The 19,258-nt window shown below is 62.3% G+C and carries 21 protein-coding genes; 9 read left to right on the forward strand and 12 right to left on the reverse strand.

Annotated features, from left to right (window positions below; genetic code table 11):
- Positions 1–2 precede the first annotated feature (2 nt).
- The 4 genes from pstB to ACFQL3_RS14980 all read right to left on the reverse strand — a co-directional run bounded on the left by pstB (position 3) and on the right by ACFQL3_RS14980 (position 4,733).
- The gene (pstB, locus tag ACFQL3_RS14965) at positions 3–833 is read right to left on the reverse strand and encodes a phosphate ABC transporter ATP-binding protein PstB (protein WP_377055707.1); all 831 of its coding nucleotides are present in this window, start codon (positions 831–833) and stop codon (positions 3–5) included.
- Positions 830–2,590: a phosphate ABC transporter permease PstA gene (gene pstA / locus ACFQL3_RS14970; RefSeq protein ID WP_377055709.1), complete on the reverse strand. Its 1,761-nt coding sequence runs from the start codon at positions 2,588–2,590 to the stop codon at positions 830–832. Before pstA ends, pstB begins: the two co-directional genes overlap by 4 nt.
- A gap of 1 nt (position 2,591) precedes the next feature.
- Positions 2,592–3,566 carry a phosphate ABC transporter permease subunit PstC gene (gene pstC, locus ACFQL3_RS14975; protein ID WP_377055711.1) on the reverse strand — a complete coding sequence of 325 codons (975 nt, stop codon included), beginning with the start codon at positions 3,564–3,566 and terminating at the stop codon, positions 2,592–2,594.
- A 141-nt stretch (positions 3,567–3,707) separates the two neighbouring features.
- Positions 3,708–4,733 carry a PstS family phosphate ABC transporter substrate-binding protein gene (locus tag ACFQL3_RS14980; protein WP_377055713.1) on the reverse strand — a complete coding sequence of 342 codons (1,026 nt, stop codon included), beginning with the start codon at positions 4,731–4,733 and terminating at the stop codon, positions 3,708–3,710.
- A gap of 170 nt (positions 4,734–4,903) precedes the next feature.
- Between ACFQL3_RS14980 and ACFQL3_RS14985 the strand changes: the two genes are divergently transcribed.
- Positions 4,904–5,662: a DUF7260 family protein gene (locus ACFQL3_RS14985; protein ID WP_377055715.1), complete on the forward strand. Its 759-nt coding sequence runs from the start codon at positions 4,904–4,906 to the stop codon at positions 5,660–5,662.
- Between the two features lie 14 nt (positions 5,663–5,676).
- On the opposite strand, the gene ACFQL3_RS14990 is transcribed toward ACFQL3_RS14985, so the two are convergent.
- The gene (locus tag ACFQL3_RS14990; protein WP_377055717.1) at positions 5,677–7,092 is read right to left on the reverse strand and encodes a PAS domain-containing sensor histidine kinase; all 1,416 of its coding nucleotides are present in this window, start codon (positions 7,090–7,092) and stop codon (positions 5,677–5,679) included.
- Between the two features lie 114 nt (positions 7,093–7,206).
- Between ACFQL3_RS14990 and pyrG the strand changes: the two genes are divergently transcribed.
- The 4 genes from pyrG to ACFQL3_RS15010 all read left to right on the forward strand — a co-directional run bounded on the left by pyrG (position 7,207) and on the right by ACFQL3_RS15010 (position 10,493).
- A complete protein-coding gene (gene pyrG / locus ACFQL3_RS14995; RefSeq protein ID WP_377055719.1) occupies positions 7,207–8,862 on the forward strand; it encodes a glutamine hydrolyzing CTP synthase in 1,656 nt (551 codons plus the stop codon).
- The gene (gene guaA / locus ACFQL3_RS15000) at positions 8,862–9,779 is read left to right on the forward strand and encodes a glutamine-hydrolyzing GMP synthase (RefSeq protein ID WP_377055721.1); all 918 of its coding nucleotides are present in this window, start codon (positions 8,862–8,864) and stop codon (positions 9,777–9,779) included. Before pyrG ends, guaA begins: the two co-directional genes overlap by 1 nt.
- Positions 9,779–10,102: a DUF7126 family protein gene (locus ACFQL3_RS15005; RefSeq protein ID WP_377055723.1), complete on the forward strand. Its 324-nt coding sequence runs from the start codon at positions 9,779–9,781 to the stop codon at positions 10,100–10,102. Before guaA ends, ACFQL3_RS15005 begins: the two co-directional genes overlap by 1 nt.
- Positions 10,103–10,175: 73 nt before the next feature.
- Entirely contained in the window at positions 10,176–10,493 is a 318-nt protein-coding gene (locus tag ACFQL3_RS15010; RefSeq protein WP_377055725.1) for a cupin domain-containing protein, read from the forward strand.
- Position 10,494: 1 nt separating this feature from the next.
- Here the strand turns inward: ACFQL3_RS15010 and ACFQL3_RS15015 are convergent, their stop codons facing one another.
- Positions 10,495–11,148 (reverse strand): MogA/MoaB family molybdenum cofactor biosynthesis protein, encoded by a 654-nt coding sequence (locus tag ACFQL3_RS15015; RefSeq protein WP_377055727.1) that lies wholly within the window; start codon positions 11,146–11,148, stop codon positions 10,495–10,497.
- 86 nt (positions 11,149–11,234) lie between these two features.
- On the opposite strand from ACFQL3_RS15015, the gene ACFQL3_RS15020 reads away from it, so the two are divergent.
- Genes ACFQL3_RS15020 through ACFQL3_RS15030 form a run of 3 tightly spaced genes read left to right on the forward strand, consistent with a single transcriptional unit; the run spans position 11,235 to position 13,052 of the window.
- Positions 11,235–11,633 (forward strand): hypothetical protein, encoded by a 399-nt coding sequence (locus ACFQL3_RS15020; protein WP_377055729.1) that lies wholly within the window; start codon positions 11,235–11,237, stop codon positions 11,631–11,633.
- A 32-nt stretch (positions 11,634–11,665) separates the two neighbouring features.
- Complete coding sequence (locus ACFQL3_RS15025) at positions 11,666–12,712, forward strand: zinc-binding dehydrogenase (RefSeq protein ID WP_377055731.1); 1,047 nt, start codon at positions 11,666–11,668, stop codon at positions 12,710–12,712.
- Positions 12,696–13,052, forward strand: coding sequence for a hypothetical protein (locus tag ACFQL3_RS15030; RefSeq protein WP_377055733.1), 357 nt, complete (start codon positions 12,696–12,698; stop codon positions 13,050–13,052). The genes ACFQL3_RS15025 and ACFQL3_RS15030 overlap by 17 nt, the downstream gene beginning before the upstream one ends.
- Here ACFQL3_RS15030 and ACFQL3_RS15035 read toward each other — a convergent pair.
- From ACFQL3_RS15035 to ACFQL3_RS15045, 3 genes are all read right to left on the reverse strand, one after another.
- Complete coding sequence (locus ACFQL3_RS15035) at positions 13,049–13,396, reverse strand: hypothetical protein (protein ID WP_377055735.1); 348 nt, start codon at positions 13,394–13,396, stop codon at positions 13,049–13,051. The genes ACFQL3_RS15030 and ACFQL3_RS15035 overlap by 4 nt on opposite strands.
- A gap of 247 nt (positions 13,397–13,643) precedes the next feature.
- Positions 13,644–14,210, reverse strand: a complete 567-nt coding sequence (locus ACFQL3_RS15040) for an NUDIX hydrolase (RefSeq protein ID WP_377055737.1) — start codon at positions 14,208–14,210, stop codon at positions 13,644–13,646.
- 121 nt (positions 14,211–14,331) lie between these two features.
- Complete coding sequence (locus tag ACFQL3_RS15045) at positions 14,332–14,745, reverse strand: Lrp/AsnC family transcriptional regulator (RefSeq protein ID WP_377055739.1); 414 nt, start codon at positions 14,743–14,745, stop codon at positions 14,332–14,334.
- A 104-nt stretch (positions 14,746–14,849) separates the two neighbouring features.
- Here ACFQL3_RS15045 and carA point away from each other — a divergent pair, with 104 nt between their 5' ends.
- Positions 14,850–15,917 (forward strand): glutamine-hydrolyzing carbamoyl-phosphate synthase small subunit, encoded by a 1,068-nt coding sequence (carA, locus tag ACFQL3_RS15050; protein WP_377055741.1) that lies wholly within the window; start codon positions 14,850–14,852, stop codon positions 15,915–15,917.
- Between the two features lie 93 nt (positions 15,918–16,010).
- Here carA and ACFQL3_RS15055 read toward each other — a convergent pair whose 3' ends face one another.
- From ACFQL3_RS15055 to ACFQL3_RS15065, 3 genes are read right to left on the reverse strand one after another with little or no spacing between them, the layout of a single operon-like run.
- Entirely contained in the window at positions 16,011–17,159 is a 1,149-nt protein-coding gene (locus ACFQL3_RS15055) for an ABC transporter ATP-binding protein (protein ID WP_377055743.1), read from the reverse strand.
- Positions 17,160–17,163: 4 nt separating this feature from the next.
- Entirely contained in the window at positions 17,164–18,183 is a 1,020-nt protein-coding gene (locus ACFQL3_RS15060; RefSeq protein ID WP_377055745.1) for a carbohydrate ABC transporter permease, read from the reverse strand.
- On the reverse strand, positions 18,180–19,190 hold the full coding sequence (locus ACFQL3_RS15065; RefSeq protein ID WP_377055747.1) for a carbohydrate ABC transporter permease: 1,011 nt from the start codon (positions 19,188–19,190) through the stop codon (positions 18,180–18,182). The genes ACFQL3_RS15060 and ACFQL3_RS15065 overlap by 4 nt, the downstream gene beginning before the upstream one ends.
- Positions 19,191–19,258: the final 68 nt, after the last annotated feature.

The following is a 19,258-nucleotide window of genomic DNA, read 5'->3' on the forward strand; positions in this document are numbered from 1 at the left end:
GGTTATCCGAATTTGCCGGTGATGTAATCCTCGACGCGCTGGTGCTCGGGGTTCTCGAAGATCTTGCTGGTGTCGTCGAACTCGACGAGTTTGCCGCCGGTCAGGAAGACAGCGGTTTTGTCGGAGATGCGGGCCGCCTGCTGCATGTTGTGCGTGACGATGATGACGGTGTACTCCTCGACCAGGTCGGAGATGAGATCCTCGATCTTCGAGGCGGCAACCGGGTCGAGTGCCGAGGTCGGTTCGTCCATCAGGATCACTTCTGGATCGGTCGCGATAGCACGAGCGATACAGAGCCGCTGTTGCTGGCCGCCCGAGAGAGCCAGTCCAGACGAGTCCAACTGGTCTTTGACTTCGTCCCAGAGGGCCGCGCCACGAAGCGCCTCCTCGACGGCGTCGTCGAGGTCGACCTCGTCCGCTTTCCCCTGTACGTGGAGACCGTAGGCGACGTTGTCGTAGATCGATTTCGGGAACGGGTTCGGCTTCTGGAACACCATCCCGATCTTCCGGCGAAGCGCAACGGGGTCGACGTCGTCATCGTAGATGCCCTTCTCGCGGAAACTGAGGTTCCCCTCGACGTTGCAGGCGTCGATCAGATCGTTCATTCGGTTGACACAGCGCAGGAACGTCGATTTCCCACAGCCGGAAGGGCCGATAATCGCCGTTACCTTGTGTTCCGGAATCTCGATTGAGACGTCGCTGAGGGCACATTCGTCGCCGTAGTAGACGTCGAGGGCCTCCGACGAGACGATAGTCCGGTCGGGCTGATCGGCCCGCTCAGTCGGTTCGTCGACCGATACGTTCGTCGTGATGAGTGATTCGTTCGTTGTCATAGATCTCGTTCGGACCGGTTACGCATGATGATTGCCGTCGCGTTCATACCCAGCAGGACGACCAGTAGTGTGACGACACCGGCCGCCACGACGCCGTAGCGGAAGTCTTCTTGCGGGAAGTCGGACCAGGCGAAGATCTGCATCGGCATCGCACTGGCACGGCTCCAGAGGCCGTCCGGCGCATTGAACACCGTCGTCGGGGCGCCGATCATGATCAGGGGAGCCGTCTCACCGATTGCCCGACCGAGTGCGAGAATCGTCCCGGTCAGGATGCCCGAGAAGGACTCGGGCAGGACGACGTTTTTCGTCGTCTGCCATCGGGTTGCCCCCATCGCGTACGACCCCTGTCTGAGGTCGTCGGGCACTGACCGGATCGCCTCCTGTGCCGAGATGATCGTGATCGGTAGGATCAGTAGCGAGAGAGTCGCCGCGGCGGTCACCACGGTCCCGAAACCAAAGCCGAGCGCGTTGGCGAAGAGGCCGAGTCCCAGTAGACCGTAGACGACCGACGGGACGGCCGCGAGGTTCGCGATATTGATCTGGATCACTCGCGTGATTCCGCCGACGATACCGCTACCAGCAGTGTACTCCTCCAGGAAGACTGCCGATCCGATCCCGAGGACGAACGAGAGCACTGCAACGAGTGCGATGATCATAACCGATCCGACGATTGCGGGATACAGACCGGCCTGACTCGGCGTTCTCGACGGACTGTTCGTCACGTAGGATGGGTCGATCCACGGATCCGGTGCCGGGAAACCGAAGGTGCTGACCAGCGTCGCGCCGGCAAGCGTCCCCACGACGAGTACTACCGGAAAGAGCAGGCCGATCCGACCGGCAGTAGTATCGACCACCGTCCCGGCGTAAACGGTCGTCGGAACGATGGTCGTCACCAGGACCAGCGCCGCATTGCCCTGGGGTATCCCCATCACACCCGCGAGGAGACTACCGACGACGACTGACACGAGAACGAAGCCTCCGATTGCGAGACCGGCCCGCCGGCCGCGTCGGCGGGAGTACAGTAGCCCAGTCGCCGCTGCGACCGGGATCACGACGGTCCAGATGTAGATCGGCCAGGCCGTCGGATACACCGAAATGCTCTGGTTGACGAACACGGCGGCGGCGGTCCCCGCAATCGCGACTGGGAGCGTCAGGGCGGAAAGTCGGGAGCCGGAAATCCGTCCCCACGCGTACAATCCAAGGGCCGGCAGGAGTGCAATCGTGTACGTCAGGAACCAGAGTCGGGCGTCGAAGACGTCGAACAGGATCACGAAGGCACCGCCGAGGCCAGCGCCCCCGAGCAGTCGGCCGAGGACGCCGAATCCGACCTGCCCCATCTGCTCTCGAGTCCCGGCAACCGCCACGTAGCCCGTGGTCGGGATAACGACGACGAACAGATATGTGAGTTGCCAGGAGAGCCGCGGGATCGGTCTGATCAGTAGCTCGAAGGCATAGAAAAGGACTGCCGTCGCGACGAGGCCGCCGCCGAGCGCGACGACGATCTGTCTGGTCAACGTCCTGTCGTTCGCGCTGTACAGCGAGAAGGCGACAAAGGGCAGGACGAGCGTAATGAAGAACGTCAGCAGCCATTCCGGCGACGCGGCGGTGAGATCGAACGCGTCGATGACGACGTAGATCAGCAACACGGCGAGCGCAACGATTCCGAAGACGGACGCGCCCAGCGACAGTTTCTCGAAGACGACACCTCGCAGTCGACTCACCGGTTCGAAGTCGGTCGTAGAGTCAGTAACAGCCATATTAGTACTCCTCGCGATAGCGTTCCGCGATTATATCGCTGATAATGTTCATCGTCAGCGTGACGACGAACAGTGAAAGCCCTCGCGCGAACATCGCGTCGTAGGGGAGCGATCCGCCGGTGAGGTCGCCACCGACGATCTGTACCATCGCCACAGTGATCGTCATGCCCGGTTCGAGCAGGACGTCGCCGGGGTGGATGAAGGGAATACCACCCAGGCCGCTCCGGATCGCCGGCAGGTTGGCCTGGGCCCCCATCGCGACCACGACGACCATCGTCTCACCGATCGCACGCGAGACCGCGAGAATGTACGAGGAGACGATTCCGGAGATCGACGCCGGGACGACGATTCCGGTCGAGACCTCGAACTTCGTCGCTCCGAGGCCGTAGCCGGCCTGTCGAAGGCTGTCGGGAACCGCACTCATCGCGTCCTCGCTGATCGAGGAGACCATCGGGATGGTCATGATGCCGACCATCAGCGACGCCGAGAGCGCGTTGAACGTGCTCATCGACGGGAACAGCGTCGCCTTGAGCGCGGGTGTGACGTACACCAGTGCGAAGTAGCCGTAGACGACCGTCGGGATGCCCGCCAGGATTTCGAGCATCGGTTTGAGGACCGAACGTGCGCGGGGTGTGGCGTACTCGCTGAGGTAGATTGCCGTCAGCGTTCCAATCGGTAGGGCGACAAACGCCGCAGTGATCGTCACGACGATAGTTCCGATCAGTAGGGGGATGATACCGAACGCGACACTACCACCGGCCGGATTCGGACTCCAGCTGAGACCGAACAGAAAGTCTCTGATCGGATACTCGAGGAAAAACGCGACGGAGTCGGATAGCAGTGTCAGAAAGATCCCAACGGTCGTAAAGATCGTTAGCGCCGCACAGGCCATAAACAGCCCCGCATACGTGCTCTCGCGGATCCGTTCGATACCGCGAGAGCCGGAGAGATCCGGAGACGCGGACGCGTCGCTCATCGTCCCTCGCCTCGCGACGGGTTCGCGTCACTCGGGGCGGTGCCGTCGAGTCGGACCCTTCGCCCCGAGCCAGCATCGAAGTGACGGGGGAGACAGTTGCCGACGCCACTTCGGGTAGTACACCGTTTCATTGTCAGCGGGTTATCCCTGAGCCTCTTCGATAGCGTTTTCGAGTGTCTCCATCTGGGCCTCTTTGGTCTCTTCGGTACTCGGCACGTAGCCGACGTCTCCGGCGACCAGTTCCTCGTTGGTGGTCTGTTCGAGGAAATACCGGGAGAACTCGGCGATGTGTTCCTTGCCGAGAGACTCCATCGAGGGGTAGGTGTACAGCTTCCGCGAAAGCGGCGTGTACTCGCCTGCAGAGGCAGTTTCGAGGCTGGGTTCGACGGGACCGTCGCCGTCGTCGATTGCGACCGCAGTCACCGTGTCGGGGTTCTGGTAGTAGTACGCGAATCCGAAGTAGCCGATGGCGTACTCGCTTCCCGAGACACCTTCGACGATAGTGTTGTCCTGCTCGGTGGCCTGATAGTCGTCGGTGTGGCCACGGTCTTCGCCCTGAACGTTGCTGATGAAGTAGTCGTAGGTACCGGAGGTGTCGGCGGCACCGTACCGCTCGATCGGTTCCTCGGGCCAGTCGGAGTTGACCTCGTTCCACGTCGACGCCGCGTCGGACTCCCAGATCTGGGCGAGTTCCTCGACGGTCATCTCCGTCGCGAAGTCGTTGTCGTTGTTGACGACGACTGTCAGGGCGTCCGTCGCGGCGACCAGTTCGATGTATTCGACGCCGTTGTCCGCACACAGCTGCTCTTCCTCCTCTTTGATCGGGCGGCTCGCGTTGTTAAAGTCCGTGTTTCCGGGACAGAAGTGATCCGCGAACCCACCGCCCGAGCCTGTACTGCTGATGTTGGTTTCGACTTCAGCGTCGGGGTACTCCTCCGGGAGGTACTCCTTTTCGAACTTCTCTAGGACGGCGCTCATCAGGGGAAACACCGTACTCGATCCGGCGACATCGATCGTTCCTGAGAGGCTTGCTTCTTCGTCGGCCTCACTTTCGAGGCAGCCAGCCATCGCCAGTCCACCGACGACACCCGCAGATGCGAGGAAACTTCGTCGCGTGCTGTCAGTTCGTCCGGCGCTGTGCTCCGTTCCCGAGTGGTTCTGTGCCATCGACTATTGCTATGAAAGAGTGTAATAAGTAGGCTGCTATGAGCTATATATTTAATGTCATAACGATATGTTCTTCACAATAGTACTATATTCTGCTATATATTTGTGGCAGTAGCGCCCCCAGCAGTGAGGACAGGTTTATATCGATTACCCGCCGACCTACGACCGTTGTGGGAGTCAACGCGCCGACGGGACCGATCGACGCAGCGAGACGAGCACTGCAACGGGAGCGCAGACAGTTGCGCGACGAACGCGAAGCGCTCAAAGCGTTCAAAGAGCGCGTCACGGAGATCGACACGACGAGTCCGGGGGCGGGGCACCAGCAGTTCCCGCTCACTGGCGCGGGGTCGACAGGCCTGCAATCCGTGCGTGACGCCTACGCCGACACCGTGATGGACGTCCCACACTACGAACTGGCCTACAACGAGTCGCTACCAGAGCACATGGCCGGCGAGCTAGGCGAGGAACTCGCCGCCGCAGTGACGGGTGAGGGCGGGCTGTATCCCCCACTGAAGCGGAATCTCGTCGTCACGACGAACGAGGCCATCAGGGCTCGTGGTGAGATACTCCGGCTGATCGACGACGAGGAAGCCCGCCTCGACGAGGCCGAAGAGACCGTCATGAAGATGATCCAGCAGATCGACTCGATCCTCGACCAGCCGATCGAGCGGATGGAGTTCAACAGCCTTCGGCTGACCCGAACCCGCCTGCTCGAACTCCGCGAGCAGTGTGACGACATCGTCGACGAGCGACAGGCGTTTCTCGAACGACAGCGCCGCGACCTGCCCGACCCGATGACCGGTCTCGCGGAGTATCTCTACCAGCACTGCGAGACGACGTTTCCGTTGCTCGCGGTGTACGCACGACTCGCCGAAGTGATCGACCGATCCGTCGACCGCGCGGAAACGCGTCTCAGCGAGGCCTCCTAGAACTCCGCGGACGGCTAAACGCCGGTGATCTCGAAGCGAGCGCCGCCAGTCTCGCTCTCTATGATATCGATCGACCAGCCGTGGGCGTCGACGATGTCGTCGACGATAGAGAGGCCAAAGCCGGAGCCTCCGTCGTCGATGGTGTAGTTCGTATCGAAGACGCAGTCACGCTCGTCGCTCGGGATGCCCGGGCCGTCGTCCTCGATAGCGAATCCGATCGTCCGACCCGAGGGGTCGTACAGCGCCTCGACGATGATCGAAACGTCGTCACTGCAGTGGTCGAGTGCGTTTCTGAAGAGGTTCTCGAAGATGCGCAAAAGCTGTGAGCGGTCGGCCACGAACTCCGCGTCTTCCTCCCGAATCGAGAGCGAGGCACTCGAAGAAACGACGTTTTTCCACGCCGTCCGACAGACCTCTGCAAGCGAGACCGTCTCGGTATCCAGGTCGACGTAGCCGGTTCGTGACAGTGTCAGGACGTCGTCGATAATCTCGTCGATCCGCTCGAGCGACTGGGCGACCTCCTGTAAGTGTTGCTCGTCCCCGTCGGCTTCGAGCGCGAGGTCGACGTATCCGCGGGCGATCGAGAGGGGGTTTGTGATGTCGTGTGTGACGGTATCGACGAACTCCTCTAGCCGCTCCGTTTTCAGTCGTAGCTCCCGTTCCGTACGCTTGTGCTCGGTGATCCGCCGTGAGACGCCGATTAGTCCGGCGACTTCGCCATCGACGTACAGCGGCACTTTCGAGGTGAGGTTCCACTGATCGATGCTGGGCAGATACTCCTCAGTATCGGTGATCGATTCGCCCTCCTCGATGACCTGCATATCGGCCTCGTGAGCCTGATGGGCATGCTGTTCCGAGACGATGTCGAGGTCGCTATCGGTGTTTCCGACTAGTTTGTCGGCGATACCGAGATGCTCACTGACTCGCTGGTGTCGTCCCTCTTGATCTTTCACGTAGGTGTGGACGGGGATTGACTCGAAGACGGCGTCGAGAAGCTTCGCGTCGGCCTGTAGCTCCTGTCGGTCGGTCATCTGCTCGGTGACGTCGACGACGAACCCCTCGACCTGTCGGCCGTCACTGGTCGAGTGGAAGCGGTCGCGGACCCAGCGCTCTCGGCCGCCGGCAGTCCGGATCCGGTAGGTGTGTTCGGTCGCAGGCGTCGTCGGAACGCCCGCGACGGCCTCGACGAGCGCCGTGCGGTCGTCCCCGTGGACGATGTCGAGCCACCCCCGGTCGTCCCCAGCGAGTTCCTCGGGCGCGTAGCCGGTCAGGTCGCGGACGCCGGCGCTGGCGCTCTCGACGGCGTGCGAATCGCCGGGTCGACGGCAGTAGACGGTGCCAGGCGTCGAATCGACGACTGACTGTACCGTCGCGTCCGGGTCGAATGTGATAGAGACCTGTACTGGTCGAACCGTACTAAACGTTTCCACATGTTCATCATTTACTAGATGAGACCGCCAGTAGGGAGGAATCATGTGATGTCACACCCTATCGTGACGGCCGCCGTCCGAAATCATTTTGACCCGCGCTCGCGGAAAGTCGGTATGCCGACCGAACCGGACACAGAATACGACCCCTCCCTCGGGAACAAGTTCATTTTCGTTACCGGAGGCGTGATGTCGGGACTCGGAAAGGGAATCACGGCCGCCAGCACCGGCCGACTCCTGAAAAACGCCGGGTTCGACGTTACGGCAGTGAAGATCGATCCGTATCTCAACGTGGATGCCGGAACGATGAACCCCTACCAGCACGGCGAAGTGTACGTGTTAAAAGACGGCGGCGAGGTCGACCTCGACCTGGGGAACTACGAACGGTTCCTCGACATCGACATGACCTTCGACCACAACGTCACGACGGGGAAGACGTACAAACACGTCATCGAGAAAGAGCGCGCGGGCGATTACCTCGGGAAGACCGTCCAGATCATCCCCCACATCACGAACGACATCAAGCGGCGGATCCGTGAGGCCGCCGCGGGGACCGACGTCTGTCTCATCGAGGTCGGCGGCACCGTCGGCGACATCGAGGGGATGCCGTATCTCGAAGCCCTTCGGCAGTTCGCCCACGAGGAAGACGACGAGGACATTCTCTTTACCCACGTCACCCTCGTTCCGTACTCGAAAAACGGCGAACAGAAGACCAAGCCGACCCAGCACAGCGTCAAGGAACTGCGCTCGATCGGTCTCCAGCCTGACATTCTCGTCGGGCGCTGCGAGAACAAACTCGATCCCCAGACCAAAGAGAAAATCGCGCTGTTCTGTGACGTCCCGACTGACGCCGTCTTCTCGAACCCGGACGTCAAGGACATCTATCACGTGCCGCTGATGGTCGAGGAGGAAGGTCTCGACGAGTACGTCATGGAGCGACTGAATATCGCGGACATCGCACTGCCGAAAGCCGAACGCGACAACCAGTGGCGAGAGCTAGTCACCCAGGAGACGACCGGCGAGGTGGAAGTCGGACTGGTCGGCAAGTACGGTCTCGAAGACGCCTACATGTCGATCCACGAAGCGCTGAAACATGCCGGCCTCGAAGCCGGCGTCGACGTGAACGTCACGTGGATCCACTCCGAGGATCTCGCTGACGGCGACGGCGGCGAACTAGACGACCTTGACGGAATCGTCGTCCCCGGCGGCTTTGGCTCCCGCGGGACCGAAGGGAAGATCGAGGCTGTCAGGTACGCCCGAGAGAACGACGTTCCCTACCTCGGCCTCTGTCTGGGCTTCCAGATGGCCGTCGTCGAGTACGCCCGGAACGTCCTCGGACTGGAGGGTGCCCACTCCGCCGAGATCGAGGAGGAGACGCCCTACCCGATTATCGACATCCTGCCCGAGCAGTACGAGGTCGAGGACATGGGCGGGACGATGCGTCTGGGCGCACACGAGACCGACATCGAGAGCGGGACACTCGCCCACGAGGTGTACGACGCGACGTCCTGTACCGAACGGCATCGTCACCGCTACGAGGTCAATCCCGAGTATATCGACCGGCTAGAAGAGGCCGGCCTCGTCTTCTCGGGCACGTCGAACAACCGGATGGAGATCGTCGAACTCGACGACCATCCGTACTTCTTCGGCACGCAGTTCCATCCCGAGTTCCGCTCGCGGCCGACCCGTGCGAGTCCGCCCTTTGTCGGACTGCTCGACGCGATGATCGCGGCTGCGGACGATGCCGACACACAGACCGAGGTCGAACTCTAATGGTAGACGTAGATTCATTCATCACGGAAAAGATAGCAGAGATAGAGAGCGCAGTCGGCGAGAAGAACGCCGTCATCGCGCTGTCGGGCGGGGTCGACTCCTCGACCGCGGCCGCGCTGGCCTACGAGGCCATCGGCGACCAGTTAACGCCGGTGTACGTCGATACCGGACTGATGCGGAAAGGCGAGACCGAGCAGATCCGCGAGACCTTCTCGTACATGGACTCGCTGCAGATCGTCGACGCACAGGAGCGCTTCCTCGACGCGCTCGGCGACACGACCGACCCCGAGGAGAAGCGCCACATCATCGGCGAGCAGTTCATCCGGGAGTTCGAGACGGTCGCCACGGAGGTCGACGCCGACTACCTCGTGCAGGGGACGATCTACCCCGACCGGATCGAGTCCGAAGGGACGATCAAGTCCCACCACAACGTCGGTGGGCTCCCCGAAGTCGTCGATTTCGAGGGGATCGTCGAACCGATGCGGGACCTCTACAAGGACGAGGTCCGCGAGGTCGCGCGCGAACTCGATCTGGACGAACTCGTCGCCGAGCGGATGCCGTTCCCCGGCCCTGGCCTCGCCGTGCGGATCATCGGCGAAGTGACCGCGGAGAAACTCGAAGTCGCCCGCGAGGCCAACCACGTCGTCGAGGAAGAGCTAGAGGAGTACGACCCGTGGCAGGCCCTCGCCGCGGTGATTGGCAAGGCGACCGGTGTCAAAGGTGACAACCGGGTCCACGGCTGGGTCGTCTCGGTCCGGTCGGTCGAGTCCCGCGACGGGATGACCGCGCGCGCACAGGAAATCGACTGGGAGACGCTCCAGCGCATCCAGAGCCGGATCACCGGCTCTCACGAGAACGTCGCCCGCGTCGTCTACGACGTCACCCACAAACCGCCCGCAACGATCGAGTACGAGTAATGTACGCAATCCTTGCAGGTCCCGATCCGGACGAGTTGGGCGAACAACTACGCGAGCAGGGCGTCGAGGTCGCACACGTCGACGGGATGGCGACCCGACCGGAACTGGAGGAGGCAGGCGTCCACCGGGCCGCCCTGTTCGTCCTCACGGACGTCGAGCAGGCGACGGCCATCCCCATCGCGAAAGACATCAACGAGGACGTCCGCGCCGTCGTCTACGACCGGCAGTCGCTCCCGGAGTTCGTTAGCGCGCAGGCAGATCTGGCGGTCGATCCCGAACTGCTAGATCCCGAAGCCGTCGCCGAGGAGTTGGCCGCCGAGTAGTCTTCTTTTTCGACTCATCGGAAAGAGATCGGACCCCCGCAGATTCATCACAATGGCACCGGTACCGAACAGTATGACACTCGATCAGTTACCAGAACTCGATCCGGCGGACGGAGAAGTCCTCGACACGGAAGTCGTCGTGACCGACGACGTGCTCGTCAAAGCGTTCGCGCTCGCCCCCGGCGCGGAACTATCGCCCCACGAGCACGCCGACGCGACGAACGTCTTTCACGTCATCGAGGGGGAAGTGACAGTGGTACAGGGCGATAGTGAGGAGACCATCAGTGCGCCCGGCGTTGTGCTCCACGAGCGCGGTGTCAGCCACGGCGCGCGAAACGAGGGCGAGGAGGTGGCGGTGCTCACGGCGAGTCTCTGTCCGCTGCCCGCGTAGCTCAGCGCCCCGCCAGTCCCGCGAGGTGGCCAGCCTCCTCGACGATGATCTCTTCTGCGCCCAACCGTGCGGCGTTCTCGCTACCCGGCAGGCAGAAGACTGGCGTCTCGTCCACGATCCCGGCCGTCGCGCGCGTGCCGACGATCCGGGTGCCGATCTCGTCGTAGGAGAGCATCCGGAACAGTTCGCCGAAGCCGGGCAACTCCTGATCGAATAGGTCGGAGACCGCCTCGATCGTTACGTCGTCGGGCGTGACGCCGGTGCCGCCGGTGGTGACGACCGTGTCGACGTCCGTACTCGCCGCGAGCGCGTCGACGGCGTCCCGGATCGCACCGTGGGCGTCCCCGACCAGTTCGCGGGCGACGACGTCGTGGCCCTCGCGCTCGAACGCCGCGGTGATGGCGTCGCCAGCCGGGTCGTCGTCGAGCGTGCGCGAGGAGGAGACGGTGACGACCGCCGCACCGAGCGACTCGACGTCGTGATGATGGTGCTCGTCGTCGTGGCCGTGATGGCTCTCGTCGTGAGCGTGCTCGTCTCCCTCGCCGTGGTGGTGTGACTCGTCGTCTTCAGGAGATTGCTCGTCGTCCGATTCGTCCGCTTCGGAGTCGTCGCCGCCGAGACCCCGCGAGGTATCGCGTTGCTGGAAATCGACCATATGGCTCGTTCGGACGCCGGTAGTAAAATCCCTGCTAGGGGACAGTCGGGCAAGCGCTTTTGTCAACACGCTGTGAGTGACGAACTATGCCCTCCGAAGACACGACAACTGGAGAGACAGCGTATCTCGAAGGCCCGGTCGCGACGACTGCGCTCGCGATCAGCTTCGTACTGGTCGGTGTCGGACTCCTTGTTGCCCTGACCACCGGATCGATGGACCTGCTCGTGGCCGTCCTGGTCGGCATCGTCGTGCTCGTCGTCGCCGGGATCTACATCACGATCCGGCGCGAGGGGATCGTGACGCGGGAGAACGGGATCATCGGCGGCTGTGTACTGCTCGCGATGGTGTTGCTGTTCGCACTGTACGAGTTCACCGCACTCCCCTCGGAGGCCGTCTTCGCGGTCGTCGGGTTCGTCGGCGTCATTGTCCCGCATCTGGTGCTCGAACAGACTCGATACGGGGACGACGAGCACGAGCGGCGGTAGGGCTTTTCACCGTTCGCTCGGACGCCCTAGCCATGCAGGCTGTTCAGTTCACCGATCACGGCGACAGGAACGTCATCGAGTACGGCGAGTATCCCGATCCCGACCCGGGCGAGGACGAGGTGCTGTTCGACGTCAAGGCGGGGGCGCTGAACCATCTCGACATCTGGACCCGGCGCGGACTGCCGGGCGTCGGCCTCGACCTGCCCCACGTTCCCGGAAGTGACGCTGCAGGGGTCGTCGAAGCGGTGGGCGAAAACGTCTCGCGGTTCGTCCCAGGTGACCGGGTCGCGCTCGCGGCGGGCCAGTACTGTGGCGAGTGTGAGTTCTGCCGGCACGGCGAACAGTCGATGTGTGTGAACTACCGGGTCATCGGCGAGCATCTCCCCGGTGTGCACTCCGAACGCGCCGCCGTCCCGGCCGAGAACCTCGTCCCAGTACCCGAGGGCGTCGACTGGGAGACGGCCGCCGCCGCGCCGCTCGTGTTCCAGACGGCCTGGCGGATGCTGATGACGCGGGCCGACGTCTCGCCGGGCGAAGACGTGCTGGTGCTTGGTGCGAGCGGGGGCGTCGGCCACGCCGCCGTACAGATCGCCGATTATGCGGGGGCAACGGTGTACGCCACCGGCGGAAGCGACGAGAAGTGCGCGTACGCCGAGGAGATCGGCGCGGAGGCCGCGATCAACTACGAGCGCGACGACTTCGCCGGGGAGATTCGATCAGTGACTGGCAAACGAGGGGTCGACGTCGTCGTCGACCACGTCGGCGCGGCGACGTGGACCGACTCGCTGGCGAGTCTGGCGAAGGGCGGCCGCCTGATCACCTGTGGCGCGACGACCGGCCACGCGCCCGAGACCAACATCAATCGGATCTTCTGGAACCAGCTTTCGGTGCTCGGATCGACGATGGCGACGCCCGGCGAGATAGACGACGTCCTCGAACTCGTCTGGGACGGCAGCTTCGACGTGCGGATCCGCGACCGACTGCCGATGAGCGAGACGGCACAGGCCCATCGCATACTGGAGAACCGTGAGGGCTTTGGGAAAGTAGTGATAACTCCTGACAGTGAGTTCGACGCCTGACGCGGAGACCGACGGGGAGACGGCCAGTGATGGTTCGGGAGCCGAGGCTATGGATGCGAGAGAGGACGCCACGGACGGCGGGTACACCCACGAACCGGGCACGTTCGACGAGGACGGTGAGAGCGTCGACGAGTCAGTCCATCCCGCCACGGTCGACCGCGAGTTCGGCTGGCGTGGCTGGGTGCTGATCGGTACACTGATCCTCGCGTTCGTCATCGCGCCGGTGACGGTGTATCTCCGCCCGCCAGCACTGCCGTTCTGGGTCTCGTTGATCGTGATGCCAATGGTCCCCGCGCTGGTACTGGGTGCGGTCGCAGTATGGGCGACGACCCGCCGCTAGCTGATCGCTGTCGGGGGTTCGACAAAGGACTCGTCGAGGCGCCGTGCGACGTCGATGGCCGCCGTGACGTCTTCGGTCGGCGTGTCGGGAGATTCCGCGTACTCCCTGAGTGCGCGTCGCACCCGCCACGCCTCGTAGCAGGTGAACGAGCGATCCCCGTCGTCACGCTCCGTTACCGGCCGGTCTTCTAGCTTTTCCAGGACCGCAAGTGCCCACCACGGCGGCGACTCGTCGTCGTCATAGCGTGCTTCGACCTCGGCGAGCATGACGTGATGGACGACCCACTGTTCGGTTCTGCTCATGCTGATGCGGGTCCGGCCACGGCGCGTTGCGGTCGTACTCATTGTGGACTCATCTGGATGGGTCGCCGTCTCGGCGACGGCTTCCCTACCTGTATCTACGGTTAGGTGCCGTTGACTTATAAACCCTTGTCGATTGATAGCATATATCACAACACCGTCGAGAAGGGGAGATGTCGTCACGGAACGACGCCCACAGGGAGGCCAGACGAACGAGATCAGATCGCCGGAGGAGCCGTCACTCCGGTAGCTGTGTATTCCGTTTCGAGGAACAGCGAAGAGGGTTCCGACGCTACTGATTGAGGTCCCGGCGCATCGCGATTTCGAACCAGGGGCAGAGACGCAGTTGTCGGTACCACTCGGGGTGTTCGTGCAGGCGCTCGTACGGCACCCACATCAGGCCAGCAACCTCCTCCTCGTCGGGATCGAGGCTGGTATCGTCGAGAGTTATCTGGAGGACGGCACAGACCTCGTGTTCGAGGCCCGCGTTCTCGTAATACCGTTTGTACTCGAAACGGTCCGTAAGTCGCAGGTCGGAGTACTGGTCGGGTGTGATGCCGAGTTCCTCTTCGAGACGTTCTCGTGTCGCCTCCTTCTGGCTCTGGCCCTCGACGGGGTGGGAGGCGACGGTGCCGTCCCAGTAGGTGTCCCAGAGGCGTTTGTTCGGGGCGCGCTGGGCGAGCAGGATGCGACCGTTGCCGTCGAAGATGAGCGCGGTAAACGCGCGGTGGCGGATCCCGTCGCCCGTATGGGCGTCTAGTCGGTTCACGAGCCCCTCGGGCTCGTCCTCGGCGTCGACCGCAATAACGTCCTGACCGGCATTCTCGTGTACTGGCGCGTCGGCGTCCTCGGTACTCATTATGAAAACGATCGAATACCAGCGTAAAACCGGCTTCGGTTTTGCGTGCGACCGAGAGCGGGACCGAACACCCCCTTACTGACCACATTTCGAGACTCGAAGGACCTGACGAGAGATGCCGTTAGCCCAACTGCTCGTCGAGAATCAGGCGCGTCTCGGTGCTCACGACGTCGTCGAGTTCGCGGGTTTTCGTGATCAGTTCGTTGAGATCCTGTGTGTCCGCGGCGTCGACGACCAGCACGACGTCTTCCTCGCCGCTGACCTGCCAGACGAAATCGACCTCCTTCCAGTCGGTCATGCGCTCGGAGACGGCAGTCGTGTCGACGTCGACTGCGACGCTGACCTCGATCATCGCTTTGACGTTTCCGGTGCGCGTCGTGACGGTAAAGCGCTCGATAACGCCGTCCTCGGTCATCCGCTCGACGCGGTTACGGACGGTGCCTTCGGAGGTATCGACCTGTTCGGCGATCTCCGTGTACGGCGTCCGGGCGTCCCGCCGCAGGACATCCAGTATCTCTCTGTCGAGGTCGTCCATGATACACCAACGTTTCATCTCGGTACACTTACCGATTACGAAATTCGTAGCCTGGCTTCGAAAGAAATCTTTATGAGCGGTGAGACTGTACGCATTTCGTAACGATGGATGCCTACGTAGCGCTGGAGGGTGGCCATGTCGTCGAGGCACGTGGTCGCGTTCCCGGAAGTACACACGGCGAACTCGTTTTCACGACAGCATACACGGGCTACGAGGAGAGCCTGACCGACCCCTCATACGAGGAGCAGGTGCTCACTTTCTCGTACCCGCTCATCGGCAACTACGGCGTCCGAAAGGAGCGATTCGAGTCCGGACGCGTCCACCCCAACGCCGTCGTCGCCCGAGAACTCACCGAGGAAATCGTCGAGTGGCTGGACGAAGAGGACGTCCCCGCCGTCGACCACCTCGACACGCGTGACCTCGTGACCGACATCCGCGAAGAGGGTGCGATGAAGTGTGGTATCGTCGTCGGCGAGGACGTCACCGAGGCGGACGCGCTGGCACAGCTACACGCCTGCAAGGAGATGAGCGAGCACACGGATATCGGTGCACAGGTGAGCGTCGATGAGCGCGAGACCCACGCAGGAGACGGGGAGGCCTCGATCACGCTGATCGACTGTGGCCACAAGGGTTCGATCGTCGACTCGCTACTCGAGCGCGGCGCTGACGTCGACGTACTCCCCTACGACGCCACCGTCGAGGACGTCGCGGCGACCGAACCGGACGTGCTCTTCATCTCGAACGGCCCCGGCGATCCGGCCAACTTCGAGAGCGCCGTCGAACTGGTAGACCACTACGCGGGCGAGGTGCCGATCGCGGGGATCTGTCTCGGCCAGCAGATCGTCGCCCGGGCGCTCGGCGGCACCACCGAGAAGATGGACTTCGGCCACCGCGGCGTCAACCAGCCAGTCATGGACGTCCGCACCAACCGCGTCGTCATGACGACCCAGAATCACGGTTACACCGTCACCGACCCCGGTGAGAACCTCGATGTGACCCAGTTCAACGTCAACGACGACACCCCCGAAGGACTCGACAACGACGACCTGGAGATCATCACGCGCCAGTACCACCCCGAAGCCAACCCCGGCCCGCACGACTCGCTGGACTTCTTCGACGATGTGCTCGGGATGGTCGACGCTGCGACCGATCCGGTCGTCGCGGACGACTGACTGCGCGCAGTTTTTTCCCACAGAGAGCAACCGCGAGCGGCGGCTACTGGCAGTCATTGATACGGAAAACGAACGCGAGTCGAAAGGGAGCGTCTAGGGTTCGGGCACTGACTTCGGTTCGAGGCCGTGGACGATGGCGTCCCCGGTGTTCGTGTCGAAGAGGTGGATCTTCTCGCGGTCGAGGATGACCGTTACCTCCTCGTCCTCGGCGATAGTCGTGTCCGGGCCGACGCTCATCAGCAACTGCCCTTCGCCGCGGCCCTCGGCGCTTGCTTCGACGTCACGCTCCATCAGCAGGTAGACGAACAGTTCGTCGCCCATCGGTTCGAGCACGTCCGTCACGACGTTGAACGTCCGGGTCGCCACGGCGGCGTCCGACTGATCGCGTTCGAGGTGGACGTCCTCGGGACGCACCCCGAGCGTGACCCGCTGGCCCGGTTCGACATCGTGTGTCGTCGGATCGAAGTCGATCGTCGCGTACTCGGACGTGAAACCGTCCTCGGTGATCTCCCCGTCCATGAAGTTCATCGACGGCGAGCCGATGAACCCGGCGACGAAGAGGTTCGTCGGCGTGTTGTAACACTCCAGCGGCGACGCGACCTGCTGGAGATTACCGGCGTCGATCACCGCGATCCGATCGGACATCGTCATCGCCTGAGCCTGATCGTGCGTGACGTAGATGATCGTCGTATCCAGTTGTTTATGGAGCCGCTGAAGCTGGGTCCGCATATGGACCTTGAGTTCCGCGTCGAGGTTCGCCAGCGGTTCGTCCATCAGGAAGACGTCCGGATCCCGAACGATCGCGCGTGCGATCGCGACACGCTGGCGTTGGCCGCCGGACATCTCGGAGGGCATCCGGTCCATCATCCCCTCTAGCTGGACGATGTCGGCGGCCTCCTCGACGCGCCGGTCGACCTCCTCCTGGTCGTACTTTCGGAGCCGGAGCCCGAAGGAGATGTTGTCGTACACGTCCATGTGCGGGAACAGCGCGATGTTCTGAAACACCATCGAGATGCCCCGGTCTTTCGGCGGGAGGTTCGTGACGTCCCGTCCGCCGATGTGGACGGTGCCCTCCGTCGGGAGCGTGAGCCCCGCAATCGTTTCCATCGTGGTCGACTTCCCACAGCCCGAAGGCCCGACGAGCGTGACGAACTCGCCGTGTTCGATATCGAGGGTCATGCTGTCGACCGCCGTTACGTCTTCGTACCGTTTCGTGACGTTGTCGAGTGTTACTTCTGCCATTGGTTTACTCCTTGACTGCTCCTTGTGTAAGTCCGCTCACGATCTTTTCCTGTGCGACGATCACCAGTATCGCGATCGGCAATACGGCGATAATACTGGATGCCGCCATCAGATTGAACAGGGTCTCGTACTGGCCCTGAAAGCTCAACACGCCTTCGAGCATCGGTGCCCAGTCGTCGGGACGCCCGGACGTCATCAACGAGGAAAAGAAGTACTCGTTGTAGATGGTGATAAACGACAGCACACCAGCGGTCGCGACGCCCGGAGCAGACAGGGGAACGATGACGCGGAACAGCGCGCCGAGGCGGGTCGTCCCCTCAACTCTGGCGGCGTCCTCTAGCCCATCCGGGATCTGGGAGTAGAACACCATCAGGATGAAGATAGCGAGCGGGAGGTACAACGCCGAGACCGGAATGATGATCGCCGATGGATGGTTGTACAGCGAACCGTTCGAGACGATCGGTTCCAGCACGGCGAAGTTCCGGCTGAACAGCCGGTTTAGTGGCACGAAGAAGGCTGCTGGCGGGAAAAAGGACACGACCAGCACGGTCAACAGTAGCGGCGTCTTCCCCCGGAACTGGAGTCGTCCGAAGACGTAGCCTGCCAGCGATGCCACAAAGAGGACGAGCACCGTCCCGATCGTAGCGATCAGGAAACTGTTGAACACGAACCGGTGGAACGGGAGCGTCGTGAAGACGTCGATGAACGCACCCGGATTGGTCCCCATGGCGATATCACCCTCTGTAAGCAACGAGGCGTCGAATCCGCCGGGCGTGAGGACGATACTGTCCCGTCCGAACTGGCCTGACGGCGTCAGCGCGAGCATCAGTAGCCAGTAGAACGGGAACAGCGTGGTCAGCAAGAACGCGATCGTAAAGGTGTAAAACGCCATCTTGTAGGCGCGTTCGGGGTTGCTGATCATCCTCGCAACCCACGCCTCTACGAGACCCCGATCGATCTCGGGTTCGTCCGTCATCTGTTGCTGTGCGGCGATATCTGGGTGTTCTTCGGTATCGGTACTCATGATAGACTCTCACCTCCAGTATCTCGCAGGAAGATCAGGTAGACGAGGACGAACAGCGAGATTACGATGGCGGTCAGGAACGCCACCGTCGACGCCGTTGCCCAGCGTCTGGTCTGATCCAGCGAGATAATCACAAGACAGGTCATAGATGGGACCGTCGAGCAGCCGACGCTGGCGTCGATGAGCCCGTAGATGCGCATCGCGTCCATCGTTCGGAACAGCATGGCGACGATCAGTGCGGGTCCGACTAGCGGTAGCGTGATGTATTTGAACCGCTGCCACGGCGTCGCCCCGGACACTTTTGCGACGTCGTACAGGGATCGATCGATACTCTGGAGTCCGGCGAGGATCAGCAACGCCATGAACGCCGACGTCTTCCAGATATCGGCCACGGTGACGATTATAAACGAGTCGCGCGTGCTCGCCAGTGGATTCGCTCCGAACAGCCCAAGCGATTGCATCGGATCGCTCAGGAAGCCGACGTTCGGGTTGAAGACCAGGAAGAAGATCATTGCCTGGATGACGATCGGTACGGCCCACGGGATGATGACCGCGACCCGGACCCACCGGTTACCCCGGAAGTCCTTATCGAGAACGAGCGCCTGTCCGAAGCCGATCAGCGTCTCGAACAGGACGCTGATGATCACGAACGCGAGCGTGACGAACAGCGCCTGCCGCAGGAACGGCGCTCCCATCTCGATATACGGGAATCCGCTCGTAGTCGTGATGTCGATGAACTGTCGTGGCACTCGTGCATCACCCGTCAGCACGTCGATGTAGTTGTCGAGGCCCACGAACCCACCGAACACTTCGACCGCCGCAGTCTGGTCCTTGAGCATCGAGAACCGGAGCGTCTGGAGTAGCGGATAGAACGCCACTAACCCCAGCAACGCGAACGCTGGCGCGAGCAAGATGTAGGCGTACACCTCTTCGGTCTGTGTTTCGAGCCAGTTGAGCGGCCGCATCAGGAGCCGCGAACTCTGGCCAGATTGTTGATCTGTTGACATGATTCTGGTTATCCCCCGGTCATCAGTGATCGACTGTTGTGCGCGATCATCTGTGTTGATTAATAAGT

The sequence above is a fragment of the Natronoarchaeum sp. GCM10025321 genome, assembly GCF_042663585.1.
Classification (GTDB): Archaea; Halobacteriota; Halobacteria; order Halobacteriales; family Natronoarchaeaceae; genus Natranaeroarchaeum.